Below are 23,765 nucleotides of genomic sequence, written 5' to 3'. Positions count from 1 at the left end.
CACGATTGGCACTGCCTATCGAGCACCACTCACACGTCGAGGACCAACCGCGCCGACCGGGACCGCGAGACGCAGATCATCATCGACTTGCCCGACGCGCGTTCCTCCTCGGTCAGCACCGAATCCCGGTGGTCGACCTCGCCGTCGAGCACGGACGTCTCGCACGTGCCGCAGGTGCCCTCCCGGCACGAGGACGGCACGCCGACGCCGGCGAGGTCGAGTGCGTCCAGGATCGACTCCGTCTCCCCCACCCGAACCGTCTGCCCGGACAGCGAGGCGAACACCTCGAACGACTCCGCCGGTCCGAAGTCGACCGAGCGCGGGTGGAAGCGCTCGATCCGCAACCGCGCCGCCGGGCACAGCTTCTCGACGGCCGCGAGCAGCGGTTCCGGCCCGCAGCAGTACACGACGTCGCCCGCGGTCACGATGTCCGCCAGCGGCAGCAAACCGTACTCGTCCTCCGGCAGCACGCGGACGCGGTCGCCGTACGCGCCCAGCTCGTCCAGGAACGCCATCCGCGAGCGCCGCCGGCCGCCGTAGCAGAGCGTCCACTCGGCACCGGCCGCCGAGGCCGCGCGGAGCATCGGCAGCAGCGGCGTGATGCCGATACCGCCGGCCACGAACGAATACGCGGGCGCCGGGACCAGCTCGAAGTTGTTGCGCGGGTCGCTCACCCGCACGGCTGCACCGAGCTCGAGCGAATCGTGCAAGTAGCGGGAACAGCCCCGGCCCGGGTCCTCGCGCAGCACCGCGATCCGCCAGACGTCGCGCTCGGCCGGGTCGCCGCACAGCGAGTACTGCCGCGTCACGCCCGGCCGCATCTCGACGTCGATGTGCGCGCCCGGCGTCCACGCCGGCAGTCCGTCGCCGCTCAGCGCGAACGACACCACGTCCTCGGCCTCCGTCGTCCTGGCCGTCACCCGTACCTGCCGCACGTGTCCTCCTCCGCGTCGCGATGCGTCCAGAGTGGGCACCGCGCGCGGGCGAGAGGACTTCCTTCGCCGATTTCGACTCGCCTGATCGGAAATTGCAATAGACTCGCTTCAGCAGGGATCAGTGCACCGATTCCGTTTCGCAATGGCACGATAAAAAACCCTGATAACAGCGTCGTCGAAAGCGATCGACAACCGCTCACGAAAACCTATTTTCCCAGGTCAAAGGCAATACAAAAGCTCGAAGAAGCCTGGCCTGCCGTTCATCCTCCGGACATTCCGGCGTGCTCCAATTCGTCGGCATCAGCGAGGAGATCGAAGGGAAATTCGGTGGGCCACATCCGGGTTCGAGGAGCAACCAAGCGTTTCAGTGCCGTGACCGCGGTCGACGGGGTGACGCTGGACATCGCCGACGGCGAGTTCCTTGTGCTGCTCGGGCCGAGCGGGTGCGGCAAGTCCACGCTGCTGCGCGCCATCGCGGGGCTGGCCCCGCTCACGGCCGGGCAGCTCGAACTCGACGGGCGCGACATCACCCACACCCCGCCGCGCGAGCGCGACCTCGCGATGGTGTTCCAGAGTTACGCGCTCTACCCGCACCTGTCGGTGGAGCGCAACATCGGCTTCCCGCTGCGCGCCCGGCGCGAGTCCCGCAAGGACGTGCGGCGCAAGGTCGACGAGGTCGCCGCGACGCTGGAGCTGTCCGAGCTGCTGCACCGGCGCCCGCGCGAGCTCTCGGGCGGGCAGCGCCAGCGCGTCGCCCTCGGGCGGGCGCTCGTGCGCGACCCCGGCGCGTTCCTGCTCGACGAGCCACTGTCCAACCTGGACGCGAAGTTGCGGGCCTCCACCCGCTACGAGCTCGTGGAGCTGCACCGCCGGCTGGGCACCACGTTCGTCTACGTCACCCACGACCAGGTGGAGGCGATGACGATGGCCACCCGTATCGCGATCCTCAACCAGGGCCGGCTCGAACAGGTCGGCACCCCGGCCGAGGTCTACGACGAGCCGGCGTCCGAGTTCGTCGCCGGCTTCCTCGGCTCCCCTCCGATGAACCTCTTCCCCGCCACCGTCGTCTCGCGCGAGGGCGAGCTCGTCGCGGTCGCGCCTGGTCTCGAAGTCCCGCTCGGCCGCCGCGGTGAGCTCGCCGACACCGAGGTCGTCCTCGGCATCCGTCCCGAACACCTGCGTCCGCACGGCCCGCGTCCGGCTCTGCACGGTGTCGTGCGGCTGCTGGAGAACCTCGGCGGCGAGGAGATCGCCCACCTCACCGTCGGCTCCGTGCGCTTGTGCGTCCGCGGTCCCCGCCCACTCGGCCTCGAGCCCGGCGACGAGGTCGGGCTCGCCACCGAACCCGCCCACGTCCACGTGTTCCACCACACCACCGGCCGTCGCCTGCGCTGGCAGGACGACCACGCCGACGCCGCCCTCCCCTCCGAAGAAACAGAACAAGGAGTTCCCGCATGAGAATCCCCCATTCCCGCGCCGGCGGCCTGCTCGCGCTCGCCGCGCTGCTGGGCGTGTCGGCCTGCGGCGTCGGCACGCCGACCGCCTCGCAACCATCCACTGTGGCCCAGGCCCCGCAGCTCGCGCCCGGTCAGCAGGTCTCGATCGTGTTCGAGAGCTACAACTTCGGCCTCGCCGGCACCTGGACCGACACGTTCAACGAGCTCATCGGCCAGTTCGAGAAGAAGTTCCCGAACATCAAGGTCACGCCGCAGAAGCCCAACGGCAGCGACCCGAACCCCGCCCACAACTCCACCTCCAGCGTGCAGACCGAGATCGCCGCCGGCAACCCGCCGGACGTCGCGCAGCTCGGCTTCGACACCCTCGCCTTCGCCGCGGGCCAGCTCGGCGCGCAGCCGCTCGACGACCTGTACGGCACGAGCGAGGTCGACTCCGAGTTCGGCGGGCAGTTCCCCTACGCGAACGCCATCCGCACCATCGGCAACGTCGACGGCAAGACCTACGGCGTGCCCTTCGTGCTCTCCACGCCGGTCCTGTACTACAACGCCACGCTGTTCAAGCAGGCCGGCCTGAACCCGGACAACCCGCCGAAGACGTGGGCCGAGGTCCAGCAGGACGGCGCCAAGATCAAGCAGGCCACCGGCAAGGACGGCGCGTACGCCGACTGCCTCGTGCGCTCCGCGAGCGACTGGTGCTTCCAGAGCCTCGTGCGCTCGGCCGGCGGCCGCGTGCTGTCGCAGGACCGCAAGCAGCTGACCTACGACCAGGCGCCGACCGTACAGGCCGTGAAGCAGATGCAGGACATGGTCACCGCCGGTGCCATGCCGAAGCTCAGCCAGGTGCAGGCCACTGCCGCGTTCCCCCGTGGTGACCTCGGCATGATGCTGGAGAGCAGCGCCGCGCAGGGCGGCTACCTCAAGGGTGCCCAGGGCGCCGGCTGGGAGCTGCGCGCCGCGCCGATGCCGAGCTTCGGGGACAAGCCGACCGTGCCGACCAACTCCGGCGCCGCGCTCTACGTCTTCTCCAAGGACCCGGCCAAGCAGCGCGCCGCGTGGGAGCTCATCAAGTTCCTGACCAGCGCGGGGGCCTACGACGTCATCACCAGCAAGATCGGCTACCTGCCGCTGCGCCTGGGCCTGCTCGACGACCCGGCTCACCTCAAGCCGTGGGCGGACAAGAACCCGATGATCAAGCCGAACGTAGCCCAGCTGCAGCACATCGAGCCGTGGGTCGCCTTCCCGGGCACCAGCTTCCAGCAGATCCGCGACACGATGATGGACGCCGTCGAGAAGTCCGTGTTCCAAGGCGCGGACCCGCAGACGTCGCTCACCGCCGCGGCGAAGCAGACCGCGTCGCTGCTGCCCGGCGGCGGCAAGTGAGGCTCACGCCTCCCGAGCTGACCCTGATCCAGCTGAGCGACCCGCACATCTGCGCCGAAGGCGAGCTCCTGCACGGAACCGTCGACACCTTCGCCACGCTGGACACCGCGCTCGGGACGATCCTGTCGTCCCGGGCGCGGGTCCACGGCCTGCTGCTCACCGGCGACCTCGCCAACGAGGGCAAGCCCGAGGCGTACCGCAGGCTGGCCTCCGCGCTGGCCCCGGCGGCGGCCGAGCTCGGCGCGGAAGTCGTGTATGCCATGGGCAACCACGACGAGCGGGCCGCGTTCCGCCGGGAGCTGCTACCCCACTCGCCGGACCTGATGGCCACTGTGGACTCCGTGCACTGGATCGAAGGCGTCCGGATCGTCGTGCTCGACAGCAGCACGCCGGCCCGGCCCGACGGACGGCTCGAGCCCGCCCAGCTGGAGTGGCTGCGCGACGAGCTGGCGAGCCCGGCTCCGCGCGGCACGCTCCTGGTCGTGCACCACCCGCCGCTCCCCTCGCCCGTGCCATCGGCGCACTTGCTCCGGCTGCACAACGCGGGCGATCTGGCGGCGGCGCTGACCAGCACGGACGTGCGGATGATCGTCACCGGCCACGCCCATCACACCGGCTGCGGATCGCTGGCCGGCATCCCGGTGTGGGTCGGGCCGGCGCTGGCCTACCGGTCGGACCCGCTCCCGCCGCCGGGCCGCATGCGCGGGCTCCGAGGCTCGGGGATCAGCCGCATCGACCTGATCGACGGGACGTTCGTCGCCACCGCGGTCGAGATCGGCGACGCACCGGTGGTGTACGACGAGGACAAGGAGGAACGCGTGCGCTACGCCCTGGACAAGTTCTTCGCCGCGGGCACTTCCGGCAAGGACGGGTGAGCGATGTTCGTCGAAATCCCGGCGCCCGTGGTGGTGATCCCGTCGCGCGTGGCCCGGCCGGCGCTCGTGCGGCGGCTGCTGCGCGGGGCGCCGCCGTACCTCTACCTCCTGCCGGCGCTGGCGCTGCTGGTGATCTGGACCTACCGCCCGCTCGTGCAGACCGCGCAACTGTCGTTCTTCTCGTGGAACTTGCTCCCCACCCAGCCGGCGACGCCGGTGGGGCTGGACAACTACGTGCGGTTGTTCCAGCTGCCCGCCGTGGGCCAATCCGCATTGCGAACCCTGGAGGTGATCGGGGGCCTGATCCCGTTCACGCTCCTGGTCCCGGTGCTGGTCGGCCTGCTCGGCCAGCGCGTGCGGGGCCGGGCGCGAGCGGTGTACCAGGCGCTCGTGTTCGCTCCCCTGCTGGTCGCGCCCGTGGCCAGCGCGACGGTGTGGGAGTGGCTGCTCGAACCGTCGGGCGGCGCGGTGAACCGTGTGCTGGGCACGCACGTGAACTGGCTGCACGACACCACGTGGGCGCAGCCCGCGATCATCCTGGTGACCGGGTGGCACCTCATCGGGTTCGCCGTGCTCGTCGTGTCCGCGGGGTTGTCGAACATCAACAGCGACTACACCGAGGCCGCGATGATCGACGGCGCCTCGCGTGGTCAGATCACCCGCTGGATCACGCTGCCGCTGCTGTCGCCGACGCTGGTGTTCCTGGCGCTGATGACGGTGCTGCTCTCGGCGCAGTGGACCTTCCCGCTGATCGACACGATCACGCAGGGTGGCCCGTCGGGCGCCACCACGAACGTCTACTACCTGTTGTGGGACTACAGCTTCCACAGCTTCGACGCCGGTCTCGGCACGGCGGCGGGGATGGTGCTGTTCGTGGTGTTCGGCATCATCGCCGCGGGACTGGTGCTGCTCAGCGAGAAACTGTCCGTCCACGACGACTGAGGAGGCGTCCATGGTGGACTCCGTGCTGCTCCCCGGGCGGGGCCCGCGCTGGCGGGCCCTCCCCGGGCACCTGGCGCTCGGCGCGCTCGGTGTGCTCTGCATCTTCCCGATCTATTGGCTCTACGCGACTTCGCTGCGCCGGCCCGACCAGGTGCTGTCGCTCTCGCCCATCCCGTGGCCGCTTTCGCTGGGCAACTACGCCGACGCGATCCAGCTGGTCGACATCCCGCAGCTGCTGATCAACACGACGCTGGTGGCGCTGCTGACCGCGTTGGGCCAGCTGCTTACCGGGCTGCTCGCGGCGTACGCGTTCGCGGGCTGGAACTTCCCGCTCAAACGGCTGTGCTACCTGCTGTTCGTGGGCACGTGGCTCGTGCCGTTCCAGGTGACGATGCTGCCCAACTACGTGCTGCTGCTGCAGCTCGGGCTGCTCAACACCCTCGGCGGCGTGGTCGTGCCGAACCTGTGCTCGGCGCTCGGCGTGATCCTGCTGCGCCAGCACCTCGACGGCTTCCCCAAGGAGCTCCTGGAAGCGGCCAAGATGGACGGTCGCTCTTCCTGGCGTACCTTGTGGACGGTCGTGGTGCCGAACCTGCGGGCCCCGCTGGCCGCGCTGGCGATCCTGCTGTTCGTCACGGCGTGGAACGAGTACTTCTGGCCCGCGATGGTGCTGCAGCGCAGCAACGACGTGCTCCAGCTCGGTCTGCGCAGCTTCATGATCAGCGAGGGTGGCCAGGGCACGTACTGGGGTCCGCTGATGGCGGTGGCCGGCCTGGCCTGCCTGCCGATCTTCGCGCTGTACCTGGTGCTGCGCCGCCACATAGTCAGTGCGTTCGTGCGATCCGGTCTGAAGTAGAAGACCCGCGGCCGACGCGCGCGCCGCCATTCTGTCCTTCCTGCCGGACGGCCCGGCGACGGCCGCGTTGCTGTGCCAGGCCACCCTGCCGGTCTGGGTTGTCACGCGGGGCGCCGTCGCGGCCGAGGATGACGCCGAGCTGACGGAACCGGCCGCGGCGGCCCTGTGGGGTCTCGGCCGCGTCGCCGCGCTGGAGCAGCCGCGCGTCTCGGGCGGCCTCCTCGACGTGCCTGCCGAACTCGACGACCGGACGGCCGCGCTGCTGGCCCAGGTGTTGCGGCAGTCCGAAGAGGACGAACTGGCGGTCCGCCCGGCCGGCATCTTCGGCCGCCGTCTCATCCCCGCACCGGCCACGACCGCGCAGGAGTAGCAGCCCCACGGCACCCTCCTCATCACGGGCGGCGCGCCGGCCGGGTCAGAGGTCGGTGCACGAGGGCCAGGTGTCCGCCGCCCACTCCGGCCAGCCCGCACAGCCCGCCGGCGGCGCGGGAATCTCCTCGCCGGAGAGTTCGGCGGCGTCGGGCACCTCGAACCGCTCCCGCCACGCGTCCAGGTCGGCCTCGGTCATCGGGAACGTCTGATGCGGGGTCGTTTCCTGGCGGTGCGCGATGCGGCCGAGCTGGACGTCCTTGTCCACGGGCAGGTAGACCACCTGGCACGACGCCCCGACCGACCGGGCGAGCCCGCGCAGCGCCGACCGCTCGTCGCGGCTCCAGAGCCCGAAGTCGAGGACGACGCTGATCGCCAGCCGCAGCGCCTGGAGGGCGACCGAGATGAGCCGCCCTTCGAGCGCCCAGCGCTTTCCGTCGGCCATCGAATCGCCGAACAGCGGGATCATCCAGTGGTCCGGGGTCAGCCGCAGTGCCCGGTGGGTTGCGGCGAGCTCTCGGGCGCGGGTCGTTTTCCCGGCCCCGGGGAGCCCGACCATCAGGAACAGGGTGGCGGCACGCGGGGGCCGCGCGGTGCCGGCTCCGGGTGCATGGGGGTGCGGTGAATCGAAATGCTGCGACTGAGACATGACTTCCCTGATCAGGCAGGACGACCCGGCGTCACGGGAACATGCGTGACGCCGGCGGGACGCTGATCCGGCGGTACGTCCTGGCACTGCCCCGTGCGGGACAGGCAACGACCGCGGTTGCAGGAACCGCGGTACCGCCGCTAGGCGGCGGTTGTGGTCATGGAAGCGCAGCAGCACATGCCTCGATGCTAGCCCGTAGCCGGCGCGGCGGTGTTCGCGGCCGTCGCGTCCGTGTGCTCGCCGGGCCGGGCCCAGGCGCCGGTTCCGGCGCAGATCGGCGATCTGGCGTTCGGTCTCGGGTGCGATGCGGTGGGGTGGGCGATGTGACCTGCTGGATCGGTCTGACAGGCCGGCGTCACCTTCACTGCGGTAGCGGCGGACCCATTTGTGTCCGGCCGCGCGGGAGATCCCCAGCTCGGCGCCGACATGCGCGACCCGTCGTCCGGCGATGACAGGCGCGATCAGCAACTCGGTGATGGCGTCAGACACCACCGGCGTCGTCGGCGGTGGTGGGTGCCCGGCGGGTGTGCCGCACGAACGACAGGATGAGGCCGACCGCGGCGAACGCGGTGGCGAAGATCCAGATGTGGCCGGCGCCCAGGCCCGAGATCACGATCCCGCCGATCGCGGAGCCGAGCGCGATGCCCAGGTACATGGCCGAACCGTTGAGCGAGAGCAGCATCGGCGACAGCTCCGGCGGCGCGTCGGCGATCATGCTGTGCTGCTGAGCGGGCAGGAAGGCCCAGCCGACGATGCCCCACACGAAGACGTAGCCGAACGTCGAGACCAGCGTCTGCGAGGCGAGCGGGAACAGCGCCATGTCCACGGTGAACACGGCCAGCGTGCCGAGCAGCACCGGCCGCGAGCCGAAGCGGTCCACGAGGGAGCTGCCGAAGCCGAGGCCGACGAGCGCGCCCAGGCCGTGGGCCATGATCAGCACGCCGACGGCACCCGCCCCCACCGCGGGTGCGGCGGCGAAGATCGGCTCCACGTAGGTGTAGACCATGAGCCCCGCGCACATGCCCGCGATCGTCACGACCAGCGCCAGCAGCACCGCCGGGCGCCGCAACGGTGCCAGCCGCTGCCGGAGCGGCACCGACGGAGCCGCCCCGCCCGCCGTGACGCTCAGCGCGATCCCGACCGTGGCCAGCACCGCGAGCGCGGCCACGAAGACGAACGCCGAGCGCCACGTCCACAGGCTCGCGAGCCAGATGCCGATCGGCACGCCCGCCAGCGTGGCGATCGAGATGCCGCCCATCACGATGGCCAGCGCGCGGCCGCGGCGCTCGGGCGGCACCATGCCGGCCGCGGCCGCGGCGGCGAGCGGGCTGTAGAGCCCGGCGAGGCAGCCGGCCGCGATCCGCGCGACGGCCATCACCCACGGCTCCCACGCGACGGCCGCCAGCAGGTTCACCGCCACGAACGCCGCGATGGACACCAGCAGCAGCCGCCGCGGCGAGCGGACCCGCACGAGCGTCATCACGATCGGCGAGCCGAGCGCGTAGGCCAGCGAGTACGCCGTGACGAACAGGCCGCCGCCGGCCACCGACATGTGCAGGTCGGCCGACATGTCCGACAGGATGCCGGCGATGAGGTAGTTGTCGGTGCCGGCGCAGAAGGCTCCGAGCGCCAGCATCACGACGGGCAGCCAGCGCGCGGTGGACCTCGTGGTCACGACGGCCGTGTCGGAGGTCATCGAGCTCCTTTCGGGTCGGTGGTCACCAGGTGACCGGGAGGGTGTCCAGGCCGTAGAAGTTGGTGTTGGGGCGCCAGGCGATGTCCTCGAACGGCACGGCCAGGCGCAGGCCCGGGAAGCGGCGGAACAACGCGGGCAGCGCCATCCGCAGCTCGAGCCGGGCCAGCGGCGCGCCGATGCAGTGGTGGATCCCGTGCCCGAACGCGAGGTGCGGCCCGGACTTGCGCGTCGGGTCGAAGCGGTCCATGTCCTCGCCGAGGCGCTCGTCGCGGTTGGCGATCGGCGGCGAGCACATGAGCAGCTCACCGGCCTTCACGAGCAGGCCGGAGATCGTCACGTCCTCCTGCGCCACGCGCGGGAAGAGGTTGTGGGTGATCGACAGGTAGCGCAGCAGCTCCTCCACCACCTGGTCGAGCTCCTGCTCCCCGGCGAACAGCAGCGGGATGTACTCGGGGTGGCGCAGCAGCACCAGGGTGCCGAGCGAAAGCATCGACATCGTGGTCTCGTAGCCGGCCTGCACCATCAGGTCGGCGACACCGGCGAGCTCCCGGTCGGTGAGGTCGTCGCCGTGCTCGCGGATCAGCATGCCGAGCATGCCCTCGCCCGGGTTCGCGCGCTGCTCCTTGACAAACTCGACCATGATGGCGCCGGCGCGTTCGGAAGCCTCCCGGCGTTCCTCGACCGGGAGGGAGAAGTCGGTGAACTTCGAGCTGAGCGGCAGCAGCTCGGTGCGGCTCTCGACGGACACGCCGAACAGCTCGCAGATCACCAGCATCGGCAGGCGCAGCGCGAACTGGCCGACGAGCTCGGCGCCCGGCCCACCCCGCTCCATCTCGTCGAGGTGCTCGGCGACGGTGGCCTCGATCCGCGGCTCCAGCCGGGCGAGGCGGCGCTTGGTGAACTCGGCGGCGAGCATGCGGCGCAGCCGGGTGTGGGCGGGCGGGTTGTAGACGATGAACCAGCCCGTGCCCTCGACCCCGTCTTCCCCTTGTTCGGTCGCGAAGTACGGCGGGGGCGCGCTCGTGAAGCGCTTGTGGTCGCCGAGGATCAGGCGGACGTCGTCGTAGCGCGTGACGAGCCAGGTCTGCACGCCCCAGTGGTGTTCGACCCGAGTCACGGGGCGTTCGACGCGCAGGCGTTCCAGCTCGGGCAGGGGGTCGAATCCGTCGCGCCGCGCGAAAAGCGGCGGCAGGGGGGTCTCCACGTCGGTCATTTCGAAGCCTCTCCTCACCAGGGCCGGGCGTCGGCGCCGCGCAGTTCCACGGCGACGCCCGTCAGTTCGTAGATCCGCAGCCCGGGCTTCCACACGCTCGCCTCGCCGATCACGCGGACGCGGCCGGGCCGGCGCTGCACGTCCTCGATGTGGACCTCGAGCGTCATCTCGCGGTCGTCGGCGAGGATCTGGCCGCGGTAGCGCCACGACAGCGCCACCTCCGCGGGCACCACGAACTCCGGGTCGGTCAGGCCGTCGGCCAGCCCGGCGTCGAGCGCCCATTCCTGCACGGCTTGGAGCACGGCCTCGACGCCGAACGAGCCGGGCATCACCGGGTCGAGGTGGAAGTGGTAGGCGAAGAACCAGTCGTCGGCGGCGACGGGCCGCGCGGCGCGCAGATAACCGCGGCCGAACTTCCCTCCGCCGTCGACGACCTCGACGGTGTCGAGCAGCGCCAGGTGCCCGCTCGTGCTGCGGACGCCGTTGTTCTTCTTCCGGCGGGCGGCGACGTCGAGGGTGCGGGCGGGCGTGCTCGGCTGCCACGGCGGGACGTAGGCGCCGTTGTCGAGACCGTTCTGGTTGGCGAGCGCGGTTTCGTTGAAGAAGCCGAAGAGGGATTCGCCGGCGTAGAACGGTTCGCCGTCCACCGACAGCTCGTAGGAGAAACTCTGCAGCACGGCGCCGACCATCACGGTGGTGGTGAGCAGGCGCGTGGTCTGGTGGATCGTCTTGTCCCGCAGGTCGACCTCGCGCAGCACGGTCGCGGTGCCGTCGAGGTTGCGGAGGCTGTAATCCTCCTCGGGCGCGGTGAGGGTGGCGCCGAGGAAGTAACCGAGCAGCAGCGCGGACTGCAGCGAGGTCTCCATGTACACGACGTTGGGAATCGAGGCGTTGGCGGTTTCGGCGTAGTACCAGGAGTCGGCGGGCGAGTCGTACTCGGTGCGGCTGGTCGCCGCGGTGAGGTTGCCGCGTTCCCCCTCGACGGCCATCACGCGGTCGCACAGCTGGAGCCCGTGGTTGGGCATGCGGGTGGCACGGCGACCGGCGTAGGCGGTGAACTCCGGCCCGAGCGCGATGCCCAGGTCGCCGCGGGCGCTGTGGGTCATGTGGAGCTCGCCCAGCAGCGCGCGTTCGCCGGTGGAGCTGTAGCGGCCGAACGACGTGGTGATCACGCCGCCCACCGCTGGGCCGACCGGCGTGCCCGGGGCTTCGCGGATTTCCAGGACCAGGCCGCGGACCCGCGCGACGACCTCGCCTGCGTGGCGCAGCTCGGCATTGACCCGCAGCCACGGGCGCGGGAGGAGGTCGAGCTGCACGACGTCGAGGAGGAGCTCACCCGGGCCGGTGGCGTTTCGGGTGAGGTCCACTTCGGACTGGTCAGGCCCGGTGTGGAACCGCGCTTGCGCGAGGCACAGGTGCAGGCCGACCTGCAGTGCGAAGACCTGGGCGGCCTGCCAGGCCAGCTCGACGACGGCCGTGGGGTCGAGCGGACCCTCGTATTCTGCGCGCAGCCGGCCGCGGTGCCACGGGCCGCCGTGGCGGGTGATCTCCGCGATCCGGGTCAGCCGGGCGTGCGTTGTGGGTGTGAGGCGGATGGCGGGGTTGTCGCCGTGCTGCTCGTACGCGGGGCCGAAGACCGCGGCGATCTCGCCGCGCACCAGACTCGCGAGGGCAGTGGCGTCGAGGGTGGTGACCGTGGTGAGGGCCAGTGCTTTGAACGCGCTCATCGTGGTGGCGGGCCGGACTTCCGGCATCGCGCTCGCGGGGCCCGGCTGTGCGGCCACGGTGATGCCGGAGTCCGGGGAGTAGCCGGCAGCGACGCGGTAGGTCTGTCCGGTCACCGGTTTCTTGTCTGTCGCGGGCTGCCCGAGAGCGGCCAGCGTGCGGCGTTGCCACGCGGTCTGCACGTCCATCGCGGACAGGTGCGCGGCCACCAGTTCGGCGCGGACGTCGCCGAGCAGCTCAGCCACCGGGTCGGCGCCGGGTGAGGTCGAAGGAGTCGGCGGGTGTTCGGCCGGTGCGGGCCGGGAGTCCTGAGTGGACAGCGGCTCCAGGTCGGCCGGGGTCGGCTGCTGCGGGTCGGGTGCCGGCGGGAGGGATTCCGGGGTCGACCAGAGGAGAGCGTCGAAGGGTTCGCCGTCGAAGGAGAGGGCGTCGAGCTGGGCGGTCATCGCGGGTCCGTTCCGGTGTCGGGGGCCGTCATCGGTTCTGCTCGCGCAGGCGCACGGCCTCGGCGAACTTCGCGGTCATCTCGGGCGTCGCGATCACCGAGAGGTCGGTGTAGCGCTGGAGCACGCGGCCGTCGGGGTCGCAGGCGGAGACGGTGACCGTCACCTGGGAGCCGGTGCGCTGCCGGCGCAGGTCGTCGACCATGACCACGAAGGGGCGGTCGCCCGGCAGGGGCGCGAAGTACTCGATGCGCCCGATCGCCAGGGGCAGGCAGCCGGAGTCGAGGAACCACACGCCGAGCAGCGACCCGGCCTGGATGACGACGTCCGAGAGCACCGGGCTGTGCAGCTCGCCGGCGTAGTTGCCCTGGCCGAACGGGGTGTCGGCGAGCCGGCACTCCACCACGAGACGCCGCTCTTCGCGTTCGACCAGCCGGCGCACGCCCTGCAGGAGCGGGCCGTGGAAGAGGTCCGCGGCCCGGTAGACCTCGAGCCCGTCCTCGGGGCCGTGGCCCAGCGGGTGGGCGGGCAGCGTCGGTGCCGCCGGGATCTCGGCGGCGAGCACGAACGTCCCCGTGAAGTGCGAGGGCGGCAGCGCCTTGCCGGGTTCGGTGCTGCGTAACGCGGCGCCCACCGTCAGGCGGTCGCCGGTCCACTCCCCCGCGGCGACGTCGAGGCGGTAGTCGCGCTCGTGGCCGCCGTCGTAGACGATGCCCTTGAGCACCTCGAACCCCGTGCACTCGACGACGCGCAGGCCGGGGTTGGCGCGTTCGAGGGCGTTGATCGCCCAGCCGAGGCCGGCCGCCGCCGGGAAGACGGGAAACTCGCCGACCCGGTGGTCGCGCAGCACCGCGTCGGACGCCAGCGCGGCCAGGTCGCGGTGCGCGGAGAATGCGGCGGTCGCCGAGGTGCGCGCCGGCGGAGCGAGCGGGACGGGCGGCCCGATGAGCATCGAGACGTCGTCGGCGCGCTCCGGCGTGAACTGCGCGGCGAACATCCGCGCCCCGGCGGCCATCCCCAGCAGCGGCACGCCGCGGGAGCGGAACACCTCGCGCAGCTGCGGTGTGACCATGCCGCCGTCCCAGGCACCCCAGTTGACGGCGGTCACCTGTGTCGCCGGGCGCTCGCGCTTCCAGCTCACGGCCACGCGGTTGAGGGCCTCGTTGGCCGTGGCGTAGTCGGACTGGCCTGGGTTGCCCAGCACGCCGGCCACGGAGCCGAAGAGGATCACGTGGTTCAGTTCGGCACCGTCGAGCGCGGTGAGGACGTGGTGCAGACCGTCCACTTTGGTCGCGAGCACGGTGCGGATGTCGTCGGCGGTCTTGGCCGGGATCAGGGCGTCGGCGAGCGCACCGGCGCCGTGGACGATCCCGGTGACGCGCTCGCGGAACGGCGAGAGCGCCGCTTGGGTCGCTTCGGCGTCGGTGATGTCGACCGCGACGTAGCGGGCCCGCTCGCCGAGGACGTCGAGGGTTTCGCGGATCTCACGCTGTGCCAGGAGGTCGCGCGTCAGGCGGTCGACCTGCTGGGGCGTCGGCTTGTCCCCGTTGGTGCACAACGCTTCGATCGCCGCGGGCTTCAATCCTTCGTCCGCGACGCCCGCGGCCCACCCCGGCTCGTCGGTGAGCACGGTGCGGCCGAGGAGGATGAACTCGCACGCACGGCGCGTGGCCAGCTCGCGGACGCACCGCGCGGTCACGCCGCGGGCGCCGCCGGTCACGACCAGCACGTCCTGCTCGGTGATGGTGCTGTCGGTGCTGTCGGTACGTTCAGCCGGGCGCGGCCGGACCGTCCAGCGGCTGCGGTCGGCGTCGATCGCGACCTCGCGGGTGTCGAGAGCCGCGTCGGCGAGCTCGGCCACCAGGGTTTCGGCGAGCACGTCGTCGCCGAGCTCCGGAGCCAGGTCCAGCGCGCGGCAGAACAGCCCGGGCGACTCGAGGGCGAAGGTCTTCACCAACCCGCCGACCCCGCCGACGAGCGCCGCCGCGGCCGGCCGGTCGCCCCGGTGGCCGAGCGCGCCGTCGAGCCGCGTGACGGTGACGAACGCGGCACGGGTGCCCGTCGCGGCCGTCCGGTCGAGGCGCTCGCGCACCAGCTTGGCGGTGAGGATGGTGTCCGCCAGCAGGCGCGCGCCCTCGCCCCAGTGCGCGTCCGATGGGAGCACGGTGAGGCACAGGTCGAGGCGCTCGCCGACCCCCTGCGCGAGGGTCTGTTCGATCGCCGCACTGTCCCAAGTGGACATTCCACCGCCGTCTCCGGCCGGGACGCTCACCGTGCGGACGGTCCACCCGTGCAGCTCCAGCCCGGCGGCGAGCACCTGCGCGGCCACGTCGCCGTGGTCGACGACCAGCGCCGTCCTCCCCTCGGCGAACGGCTGTTCCAGCCGATCGATGTCCGGCAGGCGCACCTGCTCGATCCGCAGCAGCACCGGCTCGGCTTCGGCGGGTTCTTCGACGGCAGCCGGGATCCGGGGCGCCGCGGGTGCGGCACTTCCGGCGATGAAGGCGACGATGTCCTTCAACGTCCGCAACTCGGCCACCTGCTCGGGCCCGACCGGAGGCACGCCGTCGACCTTCTCGCCCAGCGCGCCCAGGATCTGCACCCGCTTGATCGAGTCGACGCCGAGATCCGCCTCCAAGTCCATGGAGACGTCCAGCATCTCGACGGGATAACCGGTCTTCTCGGCAACCACGCCAACCAGCGCGGCCTCCACCGAGGACGCGTTGAGTCCAGGCGGGGCGGCGGGAGCGGCGTTGCCGGCGATGAACCCGACGATGTCCTTCAACGTCCGCAGCTCAGCCACCTGCTCAGGCCCCACCACGGGAACACCCTCGACCCGCTCGCCCAGCGCACCGAGAATCTGCACCCGCTTGATCGAATCGACACCCAGGTCCGCCTCCAGATCCATCGAGACATCCAGCATCTCCACCGGATAGCCCGTCTTCTCCGCGACCACGTCGACCAACGCCGCCTCGACCGCGGAGGCGCTCAAACCGGCGGGCGCGGAAGCAGCAGGAGCAGACGCCCCACCCGCGATGAACCCCACGATGTCCTTCAACGTCCGCAACTCGGCCACCTGCTCAGGCCCCACCACGGGAACACCCTCGACCCGCTCGCCCAGCGCACCGAGAATCTGCACCCGCTTGATCGAATCGACCCCGAGATCCGCCTCCAGATCCATCGAAACATCCAGCATCTCCACCGGATAGCCCGTCTTCTCCGCGACCACCGCCACCAGCGCCGATTCCACCGACGACGCGTCGAGCCCGGCAGGCGCGGGCGGCTCGACGACCGGCGTGGCCGGCCCGCCGTCGGCCGCCGCAAGTTCGGCGGGCGGCGGGAACGAAGGAAACTCCGGCCGGAAGTCCACCGGTTCGTCCACAGTGGAGACAGAGGAAACGACCGGAGCAGCAGCACCGTGCTCCAGGTCCGTCAGCGACACCAGGATCTCGTTGACTCGCGTGTGCGAGCGGCCGATCGCGAGGCTCTGGTCCTTGATGGCGTCCACGGTCGCGCGCAGCTGTTCGTCGACGGCGCCCGTGCGCTGGGCCTCGCGCAGGACCGACACCAGCTCACCGGTGACCGAGAGCTGCGTTTCGGTGTAGCGCTCGTGCAGGGCGAGGTGCTGCTGCGCCACCATGTCCAGGCCGGGACCGGCAGCGACCGGAAGCGGCGGTTCCTCGCGCACCACCGGGGCAGGCGCGACAACTGGTGCAACAACAGGAGCAGGAAGCGCCACCGCCGCCGCCACGTGCTTCGCCGCCTCGGCGGCCTCCGCGACCGCCTCGAGCATCGTCGGCTCGCCGATCAGTCCCGCGTACAGCTCGCGCCGGGAATCCGGCACGTAGTCGCGGCCGGTGAGCTGCACGACCATCCCCTGGGCCTCGGCCTCGGTGAACGGCTCGGCGTCCGCGCGGTTCACCGCGCGGATCGGCGCACCGAGCACCGCCAGGCGCAGCGCGGCCTTCTTCAGCACCACGTCGCCGTCGCCCGTGGGGCCCTGATCGGTCGGGATGGCGATCACGCCGTCGCCGAGGGTGCGCTGGACGAGCTGCGTCAGCACGCCCTTCGGGCCGAACTCGACGAACACCGTGCACCCGTCGGCGCGCATCGCCTCCAGGCCGTGCACGAACTCCACGGTCTGCAGCAGCTGCCCGGTCAGCACCTCGCGGTTGGCCTCCACCGAGGGGCCATACGAGCCGTCCACAGAATTCGCGTACACCGGCAGCCGCGGCTCGCCCACGAAGGTGTTCGCCACGACCTCGCGGAACGGCTCGACCGCGTGCGCCACGTACCGCGTGTGGAACGCGCCCGCCACCGGGAGTTCGCGCACCGTCAGCCCCTGCGCGCGGCAGGCGGCGGCGAACTCGCCGACGGCCGCCGTGCCGCCGCCGACCACGACCTGGTCGGGGGCGTTGTGGTTGCAGACGCTCACGTCGGGGTGCCCGGCGAGCAGCGCCGTCACGTCCTCGCGCGACGCCTGCACCGCGGCCATCGTGCCGGTATCGCCCGCGCCGGCGGCCACGGCCATCGCGTCGCCGCGGGCCTTGGAGAGGGTGAAGAAGTCCGCGTCCGCCAGCGAACCCGCGGCCCACAGCGCGGTCAGCTCACCGAAGCTGTGGCCCAGGAAGCCCGCGCACTCCAGCCCGCGCTCGGTCAGGAAGCGGTACTGCCCCGCCGACAGCGCGGCGATCGCCGGCTGCGCGTAGTCGGTGCGCCGCAGCGTCGCCTCCTGCTCGGTGCGCGCCTCCGGGTCGAACACCGGCGGCGGGAACACCACGTTCGCCAGCGGCCGCGGCGAACCGGCGAACACGCCGTTGGCCTCGTCGAACGCCGTGGCGACGGCCGGGTTGTTGAGCACCGCGGTCAGGCCCATGTCCACGTACTGGCTGCCCTGCCCGGCGAACAACGCGCCGATCTTCAGATCCGCCATCGCGCGACGGCGGAAGAACACGCTCTTGGGGTGCGCGAACTCGTCGCGCGCCTCGGCGAGCTCCGCCACGGCCAGCTCCCGCAGCGCCGAAGCCTCCTGCTCACTGCGCGAGACGAACCCGACACGCGCGTCGCCGTCGGGGATCCCGCCGTCGCCGTTCGGTGCGGCACCCGAGCGCAACAGCGTCGCCAGCGCCTCCACGTCCGGCGCGTGCCACAGGTGCACGCGCGCGGTGCGGTGCAGCGTACGCAACCCTTCGCGGCCGGACGAGACTTCCTCCAGCACGGCGTGGAAGTTCGTGCCGCCGAAGCCCATCGCCGACGCGGCCGCCCGGCGCTTCGGCCGCTGCGGGTCGCGGATCCACGGCCGCGTCTTCGTGTTGACGTAGAACGGCGACTCACCTTCCAGCGCCCGGTTGGGCTTGGTGACGTTGATCGTCGGCGGCAGCACCTTGTGGTGCAGCGACAGCGCGAGCTTCATCAGGCTCGCCGCGCCCGCCGCGCCCTTCGTGTGGCCGATCTGCGACTTGACACTGCCGATGGCGGCGTACCCGACCTGGTCGGTCTCCGCGCGCAGCACCGTGCCGAGCGCGGTGAGCTCCGTCTGGTCGCCGACCCGCGTGCCGGTGGCGTGCGCCTCGAACAACCCGATCGACGCCGGCGAGCAGTCCGCGTCCTCGTACGCGCGGCGAAGCGCGGCCTCCTGGCCTTCTGCGCGCGGAGCGTAGATGCTCTTGAACCGGCCGTCGCTCGACGAGCCGATGCCGCGGATCACCGCGTACACGCGGTCGCCGTCGCGCTCGGCGTCGGCGAGGCGCTTGAGCGCCAGCATGCCGATGCCCTCACCGACCAGCGTGCCGTCGGCGGTGTCGTCGAGCGGCTTGATCTGCCCCGACTTCGACAGCGCGCCCACCTTGCTGAAACAGAGGTAGCCGAAGATCGAGTTCTCCGTGTCGCAGCCACCGGTGATCATCAGGTCGGAACGACCGGAGACGAGCTCGCCGATGGCCATGTGCACGGCCGAGAGCGAGCTCGCGCAGGCGGCGTCGACCGTGCAGTTCATCCCGCCGAGGTCGAGGCGGTTGGCGACGCGGCCGGCGATGACGTTGCCCAGCAGGCCGGGGAACGAGTTCTCCTCCCACGGCGCGAAGGCCGCCGCGTACTTCTCGGCGATCAGCTCGGCGTCGGCCTGCGTTAGCCCGCAGCTGCGCACGACCTCCTTGAGCACCGGCGTCGAGAGCCGCGCGGCCAGCGGGTGCGACAACGTGGTGGGCCCGGCCACGCCCAGCACGACGCCGGTGCGCTCGGGCCGGTACCAGCCTGAGCCGACGGCACCGGCGTCGGCGAGCACGTTGCGCGCGACGAGCAGGCTCAGCAGCTGGACGACCGTGGTCACCTCGAGCTGGTTGGGCGGCAGCCCGAACTCGGTGGTGCTGAAGGGCACTTCGGGCACGAACCCGCCGCGGCGGCAGTAGGTCTTGTCCGGCGCCGTGGGGTCCGGGTCGTAGAAGTCGTCGAGGTTCCACCGCGACGGCGGCACCTCGGACGTGCAGTCGGCCGCGTCGACGACGTTCTGCCAGAAGTCGCGGAAGTTCCGGGCCATCGGGAACAGCCCCGAGAGCCCGACGATGGCGATCGGGTTGTCCGCGAGCCGTCGCGCGACGGCGGGACCGTCGGGCCGGTGTTCGTCGTTCACGTGCCTACCCCTGTCTCAGGCTGCAGTCCGGTCGGGAAAAGCAGGTCTGATCGCCGTTGATCAGCGCGGGTGGTTCGGTGGGTGTGCTTCGGTGGGTTCAGATCAGCGCGCTGCGCGCCTCGTCGACGAGGTCGGCCAGCGCCGTGCCGATGACCTGGTGGCCGGCGGCGCTCGGGTGCATGCCGTCCGGGCACCACATGACCGGGTCGGCGGTGACGGGCGCGTTCGCCAGGTCGAGGCACACGAGGCCGAGGTCGAGCACGAGCCCGTCGAGGAACTCGTTGGCCTCGGCGAACCGCTCGCGCAGCACGGTCCGGGCCGCGTCGGCCAGGCCGGGCAGGCGGTCCGGGATCCGCGGCCAGTTGGTGGTGAACACCAGCCGGCCCGGCTGCGTGAGGCTCGAGAAGATGTGGGTGAGGTTGCGGCGGAAGCGGTCGCGGTCGTAGCCGGTGACCAGGTCGTTGCCGCCCACGATCACGCCCGTCAACGGCGCGGGGCGGCTCAGCGCGACGGGCAGCTGGCGCTCGACCACGTCCTGCGTGGTCGCACCGTACGAGCCGAGGTTCAGCACCGCACCGGAAACGCCCAGGCACTGCGCGAACTGCACGGTGAAGCCGGCGAACGAACCGTCGGCCCGCACCGCCCCGCCCCGGCCCTCGGCGAAGCTGTCACCGACGACGATGAGCTCCAAGTCCGACAGTTTCAAGTCCGGCACAGGAGTTCCTCCCTAGGCCGACGCGCCGAGGAGCTTCGCCATGCGCTCGGGGTCGAAGAACTCCTCCCCGGTCATGCCGCCGCCGATCATGGCGAAGAAGTCCTTCGCGTACTCGGCGTTGCGGCCGAGCGCCCGGAACACCGCGTGCAGCTGCGGCGTGAGCTCCAGTGTGGAGATCGAGCAGGTGAACTCGAAGCCCGAGTGGGACTTCGCGTCGCGCTCCCGCTGGTACTCCGCCAGCGCCTCGTCCATCGGCAGCGTGCCGTCGAGACCGTCGTGCACGCGCTCGGCCAGCAGCTGCGCGTACTCGAACGCGTCGGAGATGCCCAGGCCCGTCAGCGGGTCCTTGTGGTAGCCGGCGTCGCCGACGAGCGCCCAGCCCGGGCCGTGGGACTGGCGGTAGTAGTTGTCCGGGTACCGCATCGGGTAGAAGCGGTCTTCGCGCTTGCCGTGCGTGGCGAGCTCCTCGGCGAACTCGGGCACGATGGCCTTCGCGATCGCGTGGAAGTGGGTCTCCGGGTCGGCGCGGAACTCGGGCAGGGCCTCGGTCTTGCGCATCACGGCGACAAGCGTCCGGTCGTCGTGCGTGGGCCAGATGCCGATTTGCTCGCGCTCGCCGATCCGGCTGTGGAAGTCGGTGCGCACGCCGCTGAAGTAGCTGTAGTAGATGAAGCACTCGGCCGGCACTTCACGGTAGCGCTGGGCACCGACAGCGTCGGCGACGAACGAATTGCGCCCGTCGGCACCGATCACGATCGGGGCGCGTTCCTCCTGCAGTTCGCCGCCGGCCACCGAACCGCGGATGCCGACCACGCGGCCGTCTTCGAAGATCAATTCGCGAACCGTGAAACCTTCGCGCACCTCGGCTCCGGCGGCGCGCGCGCCGTTCACGAGAATCGTGTCGAGCACCGTGCGCCGGGGGGCGTAGGTCGCGTCGATCCCGTTGATGGAATCGGCGAAGCCCGCAATCACGATGTCGCGGTAGGAAACGGTCATGTGCTTGATCGCCGGCACGCCGGTGGCGACCAGTTCGTCGAGCAGGCCCCAGGCGGCGAGCCGCGCCAGGCCGCGCTGCTGAAGGTAGTGGGTGGAAACGGTGTCACTCGGGAACGTCGCGCGGTCGACGACGAGCACGCGGTGCCCGCTTTTCGCCAGCAGCATCCCGACCGGTGAACCCGCGCAGCGCGCGCCTACCACGATCGCGTCATACATCAGGGCGCCTCCCAGGAGAATCGCTCGGTTCTCATGTCGATTTCCACAATCCACGTGCGGTCACCGGCGACCACGCGGCACAGTCAACCCCGCACACACCCCTTTTCTAGATCAAGATCTCGCCTTTCGATCGCGCCATTTGCTGAGCCGATCACCGGCGAATACTTCCTCGTCCGGCCAGCCGCGCGAGGTGGCTGCTTAATTCCTCGTTCATCGCCCCGCAGCGCGGCCGTGCCCTAATTCACGGCATGGTTGCCGAAGACGGTGCGGCCCGCGGAATCGCCGCGGCACAGGCGCGACTCGTGGAGTTGGCCGGTTCAGGAACACCCGATTACGAGCAGATCCGGCGCACGGTGGACACTCTCGTGCCTTTTGTGAACCTGGCGGGGGTGCGGATCACGGAACTCGCGGCCGGCAGGGCCGTCGCCGAGGTGCCCGCGTCCGGCGACATGCTGAACCACCTCGGCACCGTGCACGCGGGGGTGTTGTTCCTGGCGGCGGAGGTGGCGTGCGCCGGCGCGTTCTCGGGTGCGATCGCGCCCCGGATCCTGCACGTGCGCACCTTCGTGCTCCGAGACACGCGCGCGACGTTCCTGCGCGCGGCGCACGGGCGGATCCGCGCGCACGGCACGATTTCGGGTCCGGCGCTTGCCGACGCGGTGCGCGGCAAGGGCGACGCACAGCTCGACCTCAGCGGGAAAGCCTTGCTGCAGGACGACAACGGCGCGCTCGTCGCCAAGGTGGACTTCGACTACTTCTGCCTGCTCGCGGCGGCGTGAACCACAGCGTTGTGAAATGACGGCCGAGGGAAATCGCCGATTGAAAACACAGCGGCGCGGTGAACCCGGGGGTCACCGCGCCGCTGTGTTCTTAAATGACGTGTTCTCAAGTGGCGTGCTGTCGAAGTGGTGCTCTCAACCGCCGTACAGAGCCGCAATCTCGGCCTGGAGCTGTTCCTCGATCACGTGCCGCCGCAACCGAAGCGATGCCGTCAGCTGTCCCTTCTGCACCGAGAAGTCCTCTGGCAGCACCGCGAACCGGCGGATCGACTCCGCCCGCGAAACCAGCTCGTTGGCGGCGTCGACGGCCGTCGCGATCTCCCGCAGCAGCCGGCTGTCGGACGTCGGCACCCCCGCCGAGCAGTCGACCCCGTGGGCCTCGGCCCAGCCCGCCAGCGCGGGCCCGTCCAGCGTGATCAGCGCGGTGACGAACGGGCGGCCCTCTCCCACCAGCAGGCAGTTGCTCACCAGCGGGTGCAGCCGGACGCGGTCCTCCAGCGGCGCGGGCACCACGTTCTTGCCCCCGCTGGTGACGATGATTTCCCTGCGCCGCCCGGTGATGTGGAGGTACCCGCCGTCGTCGAGCAGCCCGACGTCGCCGGACGCCAGCCACGGCGCGGGCGCCCCGTCCCCGTCCGGCCAGTAGCCCGGGAACACCTGGTCGCCGCGGACGAGGATCTCGCCGTCGTCCGCGATCGCGACCGTCGTGCCGGGCACGGGCCGCCCGACGGCGTTGGGCCGGTTCTGCCCGGGCGCGCTCATGCTGACCGTCGACGATGCCTCGGTCAGCCCGTAGGCGCCCAGCACCTCCACGTCGAGGCCTGCGAAGAAGTCCGCTGTGGACGGTTCCAGCGAAGCCCCGCCCGCGATCACGTAGTCCAGCCGGCCACCCAGCAGCCTCCGCAGCTTCTCCTGTACGGCGAGGAAGTCCGGCGTGCCCGCGGGCTCCACCGAGCCGTGCCGTCGGGCGTGCCCGAGCGCCACGGCGGCCGCGTCCGCGGCGGCGTACCGAGCCTCGCCGACCACCACCCGCGCTGCCTTCCGGATCTTCTCCAGCAGGTACGGCACGCCGACCAGGAACGTCGGGCGGAACGACGGCAGCTCGCCCAGCAGGTCCGCCGGCGTGGCGACCAGCCCGGTCCGCACGCCCGCCCACACGCAGCCGAACTGCGTCACGCGGCCGTAGACGTGCGCCAGCGGCAGGAAGAGCAACGTGGACGCCGGCGCGCCCGAGGCCGGGCGGAACACCTCGTGCAGCAGCTCCACGACATTCGCGGCCGCGGAAAGCACGTTGCGGTGCGTCAGCAGGCAACCCTTGGGCAATCCGGTGGTGCCGCTCGTGTAGACGATGGTGGCGAGATCGTCGGCGCGAACGGCAGCACGGCGCCGGTCGGCATCCTCGTCCGCGACCGCCCACCCGCCCTCCGCGAGCTCACCGAGCGACGAGCCGAGGAGCCAGCACCGCCCGGTGACCGGCTCCCCGGCGACCTCGCCGATCAGCGCGCACTGCTCCGCCGTCTCGGCGAAACACGCGCTGGGCCGCGAATCGGCGACGATGTGGCGGATCTGCTCGGCCGACGACGTCGGGTAGACCGGCACCGTGACCGCCCCGACGCTCAGCACCGCGAAGTCCGCCACCGACCACTCGTAGCCCGTGCGGCCGAGGACCAGCACGCGGTCCCCGGCCTCGATCCCGGCCGCCAGCAGGCCTTTCGCGACCTCGCCCACCTCGCGGGCGAACCGCGCGCACGTGATGTCTTGCCATTCGTCCCCGTCCTTGCGGCTGAAGACGACGTCGCCGGGAACCTGCGCGGCCTTTTCGTGGACCACGTCGGCGAGGCCCTCGTCGTCGGCCGGCTTCACCAGCGACGCAACGGTGTACTCCTGCACG

16 protein-coding genes and 1 pseudogene are annotated in these 23,765 nt (G+C 71.2%); 7 read left to right on the top strand and 10 right to left on the bottom strand.

Annotation, left to right across the window (positions count from 1 at the left end):
• Positions 1-29 precede the first annotated feature (29 nt).
• Entirely contained in the window at positions 30-935 is a 906-nt protein-coding gene (locus ABZU76_RS31540; protein ID WP_354875824.1) for a PDR/VanB family oxidoreductase, read from the bottom strand.
• A 327-nt stretch (positions 936-1,262) separates the two neighbouring features.
• Between ABZU76_RS31540 and ABZU76_RS31535 the strand changes: the two genes are divergently transcribed.
• The 6 genes from ABZU76_RS31535 (at position 1,263) to ABZU76_RS31510 (ending at position 6,815) form a co-directional block, all read left to right on the top strand.
• Positions 1,263-2,393, top strand: coding sequence for an ABC transporter ATP-binding protein (locus tag ABZU76_RS31535; protein ID WP_354875822.1), 1,131 nt, complete (start codon positions 1,263-1,265; stop codon positions 2,391-2,393).
• A complete protein-coding gene (locus ABZU76_RS31530; protein WP_354875820.1) occupies positions 2,390-3,772 on the top strand; it encodes an ABC transporter substrate-binding protein in 1,383 nt (460 codons plus the stop codon). Before ABZU76_RS31535 ends, ABZU76_RS31530 begins: the two co-directional genes overlap by 4 nt.
• Positions 3,769-4,647, top strand: coding sequence for a metallophosphoesterase (locus tag ABZU76_RS31525; protein WP_354875818.1), 879 nt, complete (start codon positions 3,769-3,771; stop codon positions 4,645-4,647). Before ABZU76_RS31530 ends, ABZU76_RS31525 begins: the two co-directional genes overlap by 4 nt.
• A gap of 3 nt (positions 4,648-4,650) precedes the next feature.
• Positions 4,651-5,589, top strand: coding sequence for a sugar ABC transporter permease (locus ABZU76_RS31520; RefSeq protein WP_354875816.1), 939 nt, complete (start codon positions 4,651-4,653; stop codon positions 5,587-5,589).
• 10 nt (positions 5,590-5,599) lie between these two features.
• Positions 5,600-6,445 (top strand): carbohydrate ABC transporter permease, encoded by an 846-nt coding sequence (locus tag ABZU76_RS31515; RefSeq protein ID WP_354875814.1) that lies wholly within the window; start codon positions 5,600-5,602, stop codon positions 6,443-6,445.
• Positions 6,446-6,512: 67 nt separating this feature from the next.
• Complete coding sequence (locus ABZU76_RS31510) at positions 6,513-6,815, top strand: hypothetical protein (RefSeq protein WP_354875812.1); 303 nt, start codon at positions 6,513-6,515, stop codon at positions 6,813-6,815.
• A gap of 45 nt (positions 6,816-6,860) precedes the next feature.
• On the opposite strand, the gene ABZU76_RS31505 is transcribed toward ABZU76_RS31510, so the two are convergent.
• From ABZU76_RS31505 to ABZU76_RS31470, 8 genes and pseudogenes are all read right to left on the bottom strand, one after another.
• Positions 6,861-7,373 (bottom strand): ATP-binding protein, encoded by a 513-nt coding sequence (locus ABZU76_RS31505; RefSeq protein WP_354875976.1) that lies wholly within the window; start codon positions 7,371-7,373, stop codon positions 6,861-6,863.
• Positions 7,374-7,703: 330 nt separating this feature from the next.
• Positions 7,704-7,955 (bottom strand): annotated as a pseudogene (locus ABZU76_RS31500) (leucine zipper domain-containing protein); the annotation flags it as partial.
• Complete coding sequence (locus tag ABZU76_RS31495; protein WP_354875810.1) at positions 7,945-9,159, bottom strand: MFS transporter; 1,215 nt, start codon at positions 9,157-9,159, stop codon at positions 7,945-7,947. The pseudogene ABZU76_RS31500 and the gene ABZU76_RS31495, both read right to left, overlap by 11 nt.
• A gap of 22 nt (positions 9,160-9,181) precedes the next feature.
• Positions 9,182-10,372 (bottom strand): cytochrome P450, encoded by a 1,191-nt coding sequence (locus ABZU76_RS31490; protein ID WP_354875808.1) that lies wholly within the window; start codon positions 10,370-10,372, stop codon positions 9,182-9,184.
• A gap of 14 nt (positions 10,373-10,386) precedes the next feature.
• Complete coding sequence (locus tag ABZU76_RS31485; RefSeq protein WP_354875806.1) at positions 10,387-12,543, bottom strand: beta-ketoacyl synthase; 2,157 nt, start codon at positions 12,541-12,543, stop codon at positions 10,387-10,389.
• A 28-nt stretch (positions 12,544-12,571) separates the two neighbouring features.
• Positions 12,572-19,168 carry an SDR family NAD(P)-dependent oxidoreductase gene (locus ABZU76_RS31480; protein ID WP_354875804.1) on the bottom strand — a complete coding sequence of 2,199 codons (6,597 nt, stop codon included), beginning with the start codon at positions 19,166-19,168 and terminating at the stop codon, positions 12,572-12,574.
• 97 nt (positions 19,169-19,265) lie between these two features.
• The gene (locus ABZU76_RS31475) at positions 19,266-19,883 is read right to left on the bottom strand and encodes a GDSL-type esterase/lipase family protein (RefSeq protein WP_354875802.1); all 618 of its coding nucleotides are present in this window, start codon (positions 19,881-19,883) and stop codon (positions 19,266-19,268) included.
• 12 nt (positions 19,884-19,895) lie between these two features.
• Complete coding sequence (locus ABZU76_RS31470) at positions 19,896-21,095, bottom strand: NAD(P)/FAD-dependent oxidoreductase (protein WP_354875800.1); 1,200 nt, start codon at positions 21,093-21,095, stop codon at positions 19,896-19,898.
• Between the two features lie 248 nt (positions 21,096-21,343).
• Between ABZU76_RS31470 and ABZU76_RS31465 the strand changes: the two genes are divergently transcribed.
• The gene (locus ABZU76_RS31465; protein ID WP_354875798.1) at positions 21,344-21,874 is read left to right on the top strand and encodes a PaaI family thioesterase; all 531 of its coding nucleotides are present in this window, start codon (positions 21,344-21,346) and stop codon (positions 21,872-21,874) included.
• A 135-nt stretch (positions 21,875-22,009) separates the two neighbouring features.
• On the opposite strand, the gene ABZU76_RS31460 is transcribed toward ABZU76_RS31465, so the two are convergent.
• Positions 22,010-23,764 carry an AMP-dependent synthetase/ligase gene (locus tag ABZU76_RS31460; RefSeq protein ID WP_354875796.1) on the bottom strand — a complete coding sequence of 585 codons (1,755 nt, stop codon included), beginning with the start codon at positions 23,762-23,764 and terminating at the stop codon, positions 22,010-22,012.
• Position 23,765: the final 1 nt, after the last annotated feature.

It is taken from the genome of Amycolatopsis sp. NPDC005232 (assembly GCF_040607795.1).
GTDB lineage: Bacteria > Actinomycetota > Actinomycetes > Mycobacteriales > Pseudonocardiaceae > Amycolatopsis.
Note: the sequence above shows the minus strand (reverse complement) of the source record. Positions and strands in the feature narration are given on the sequence as shown.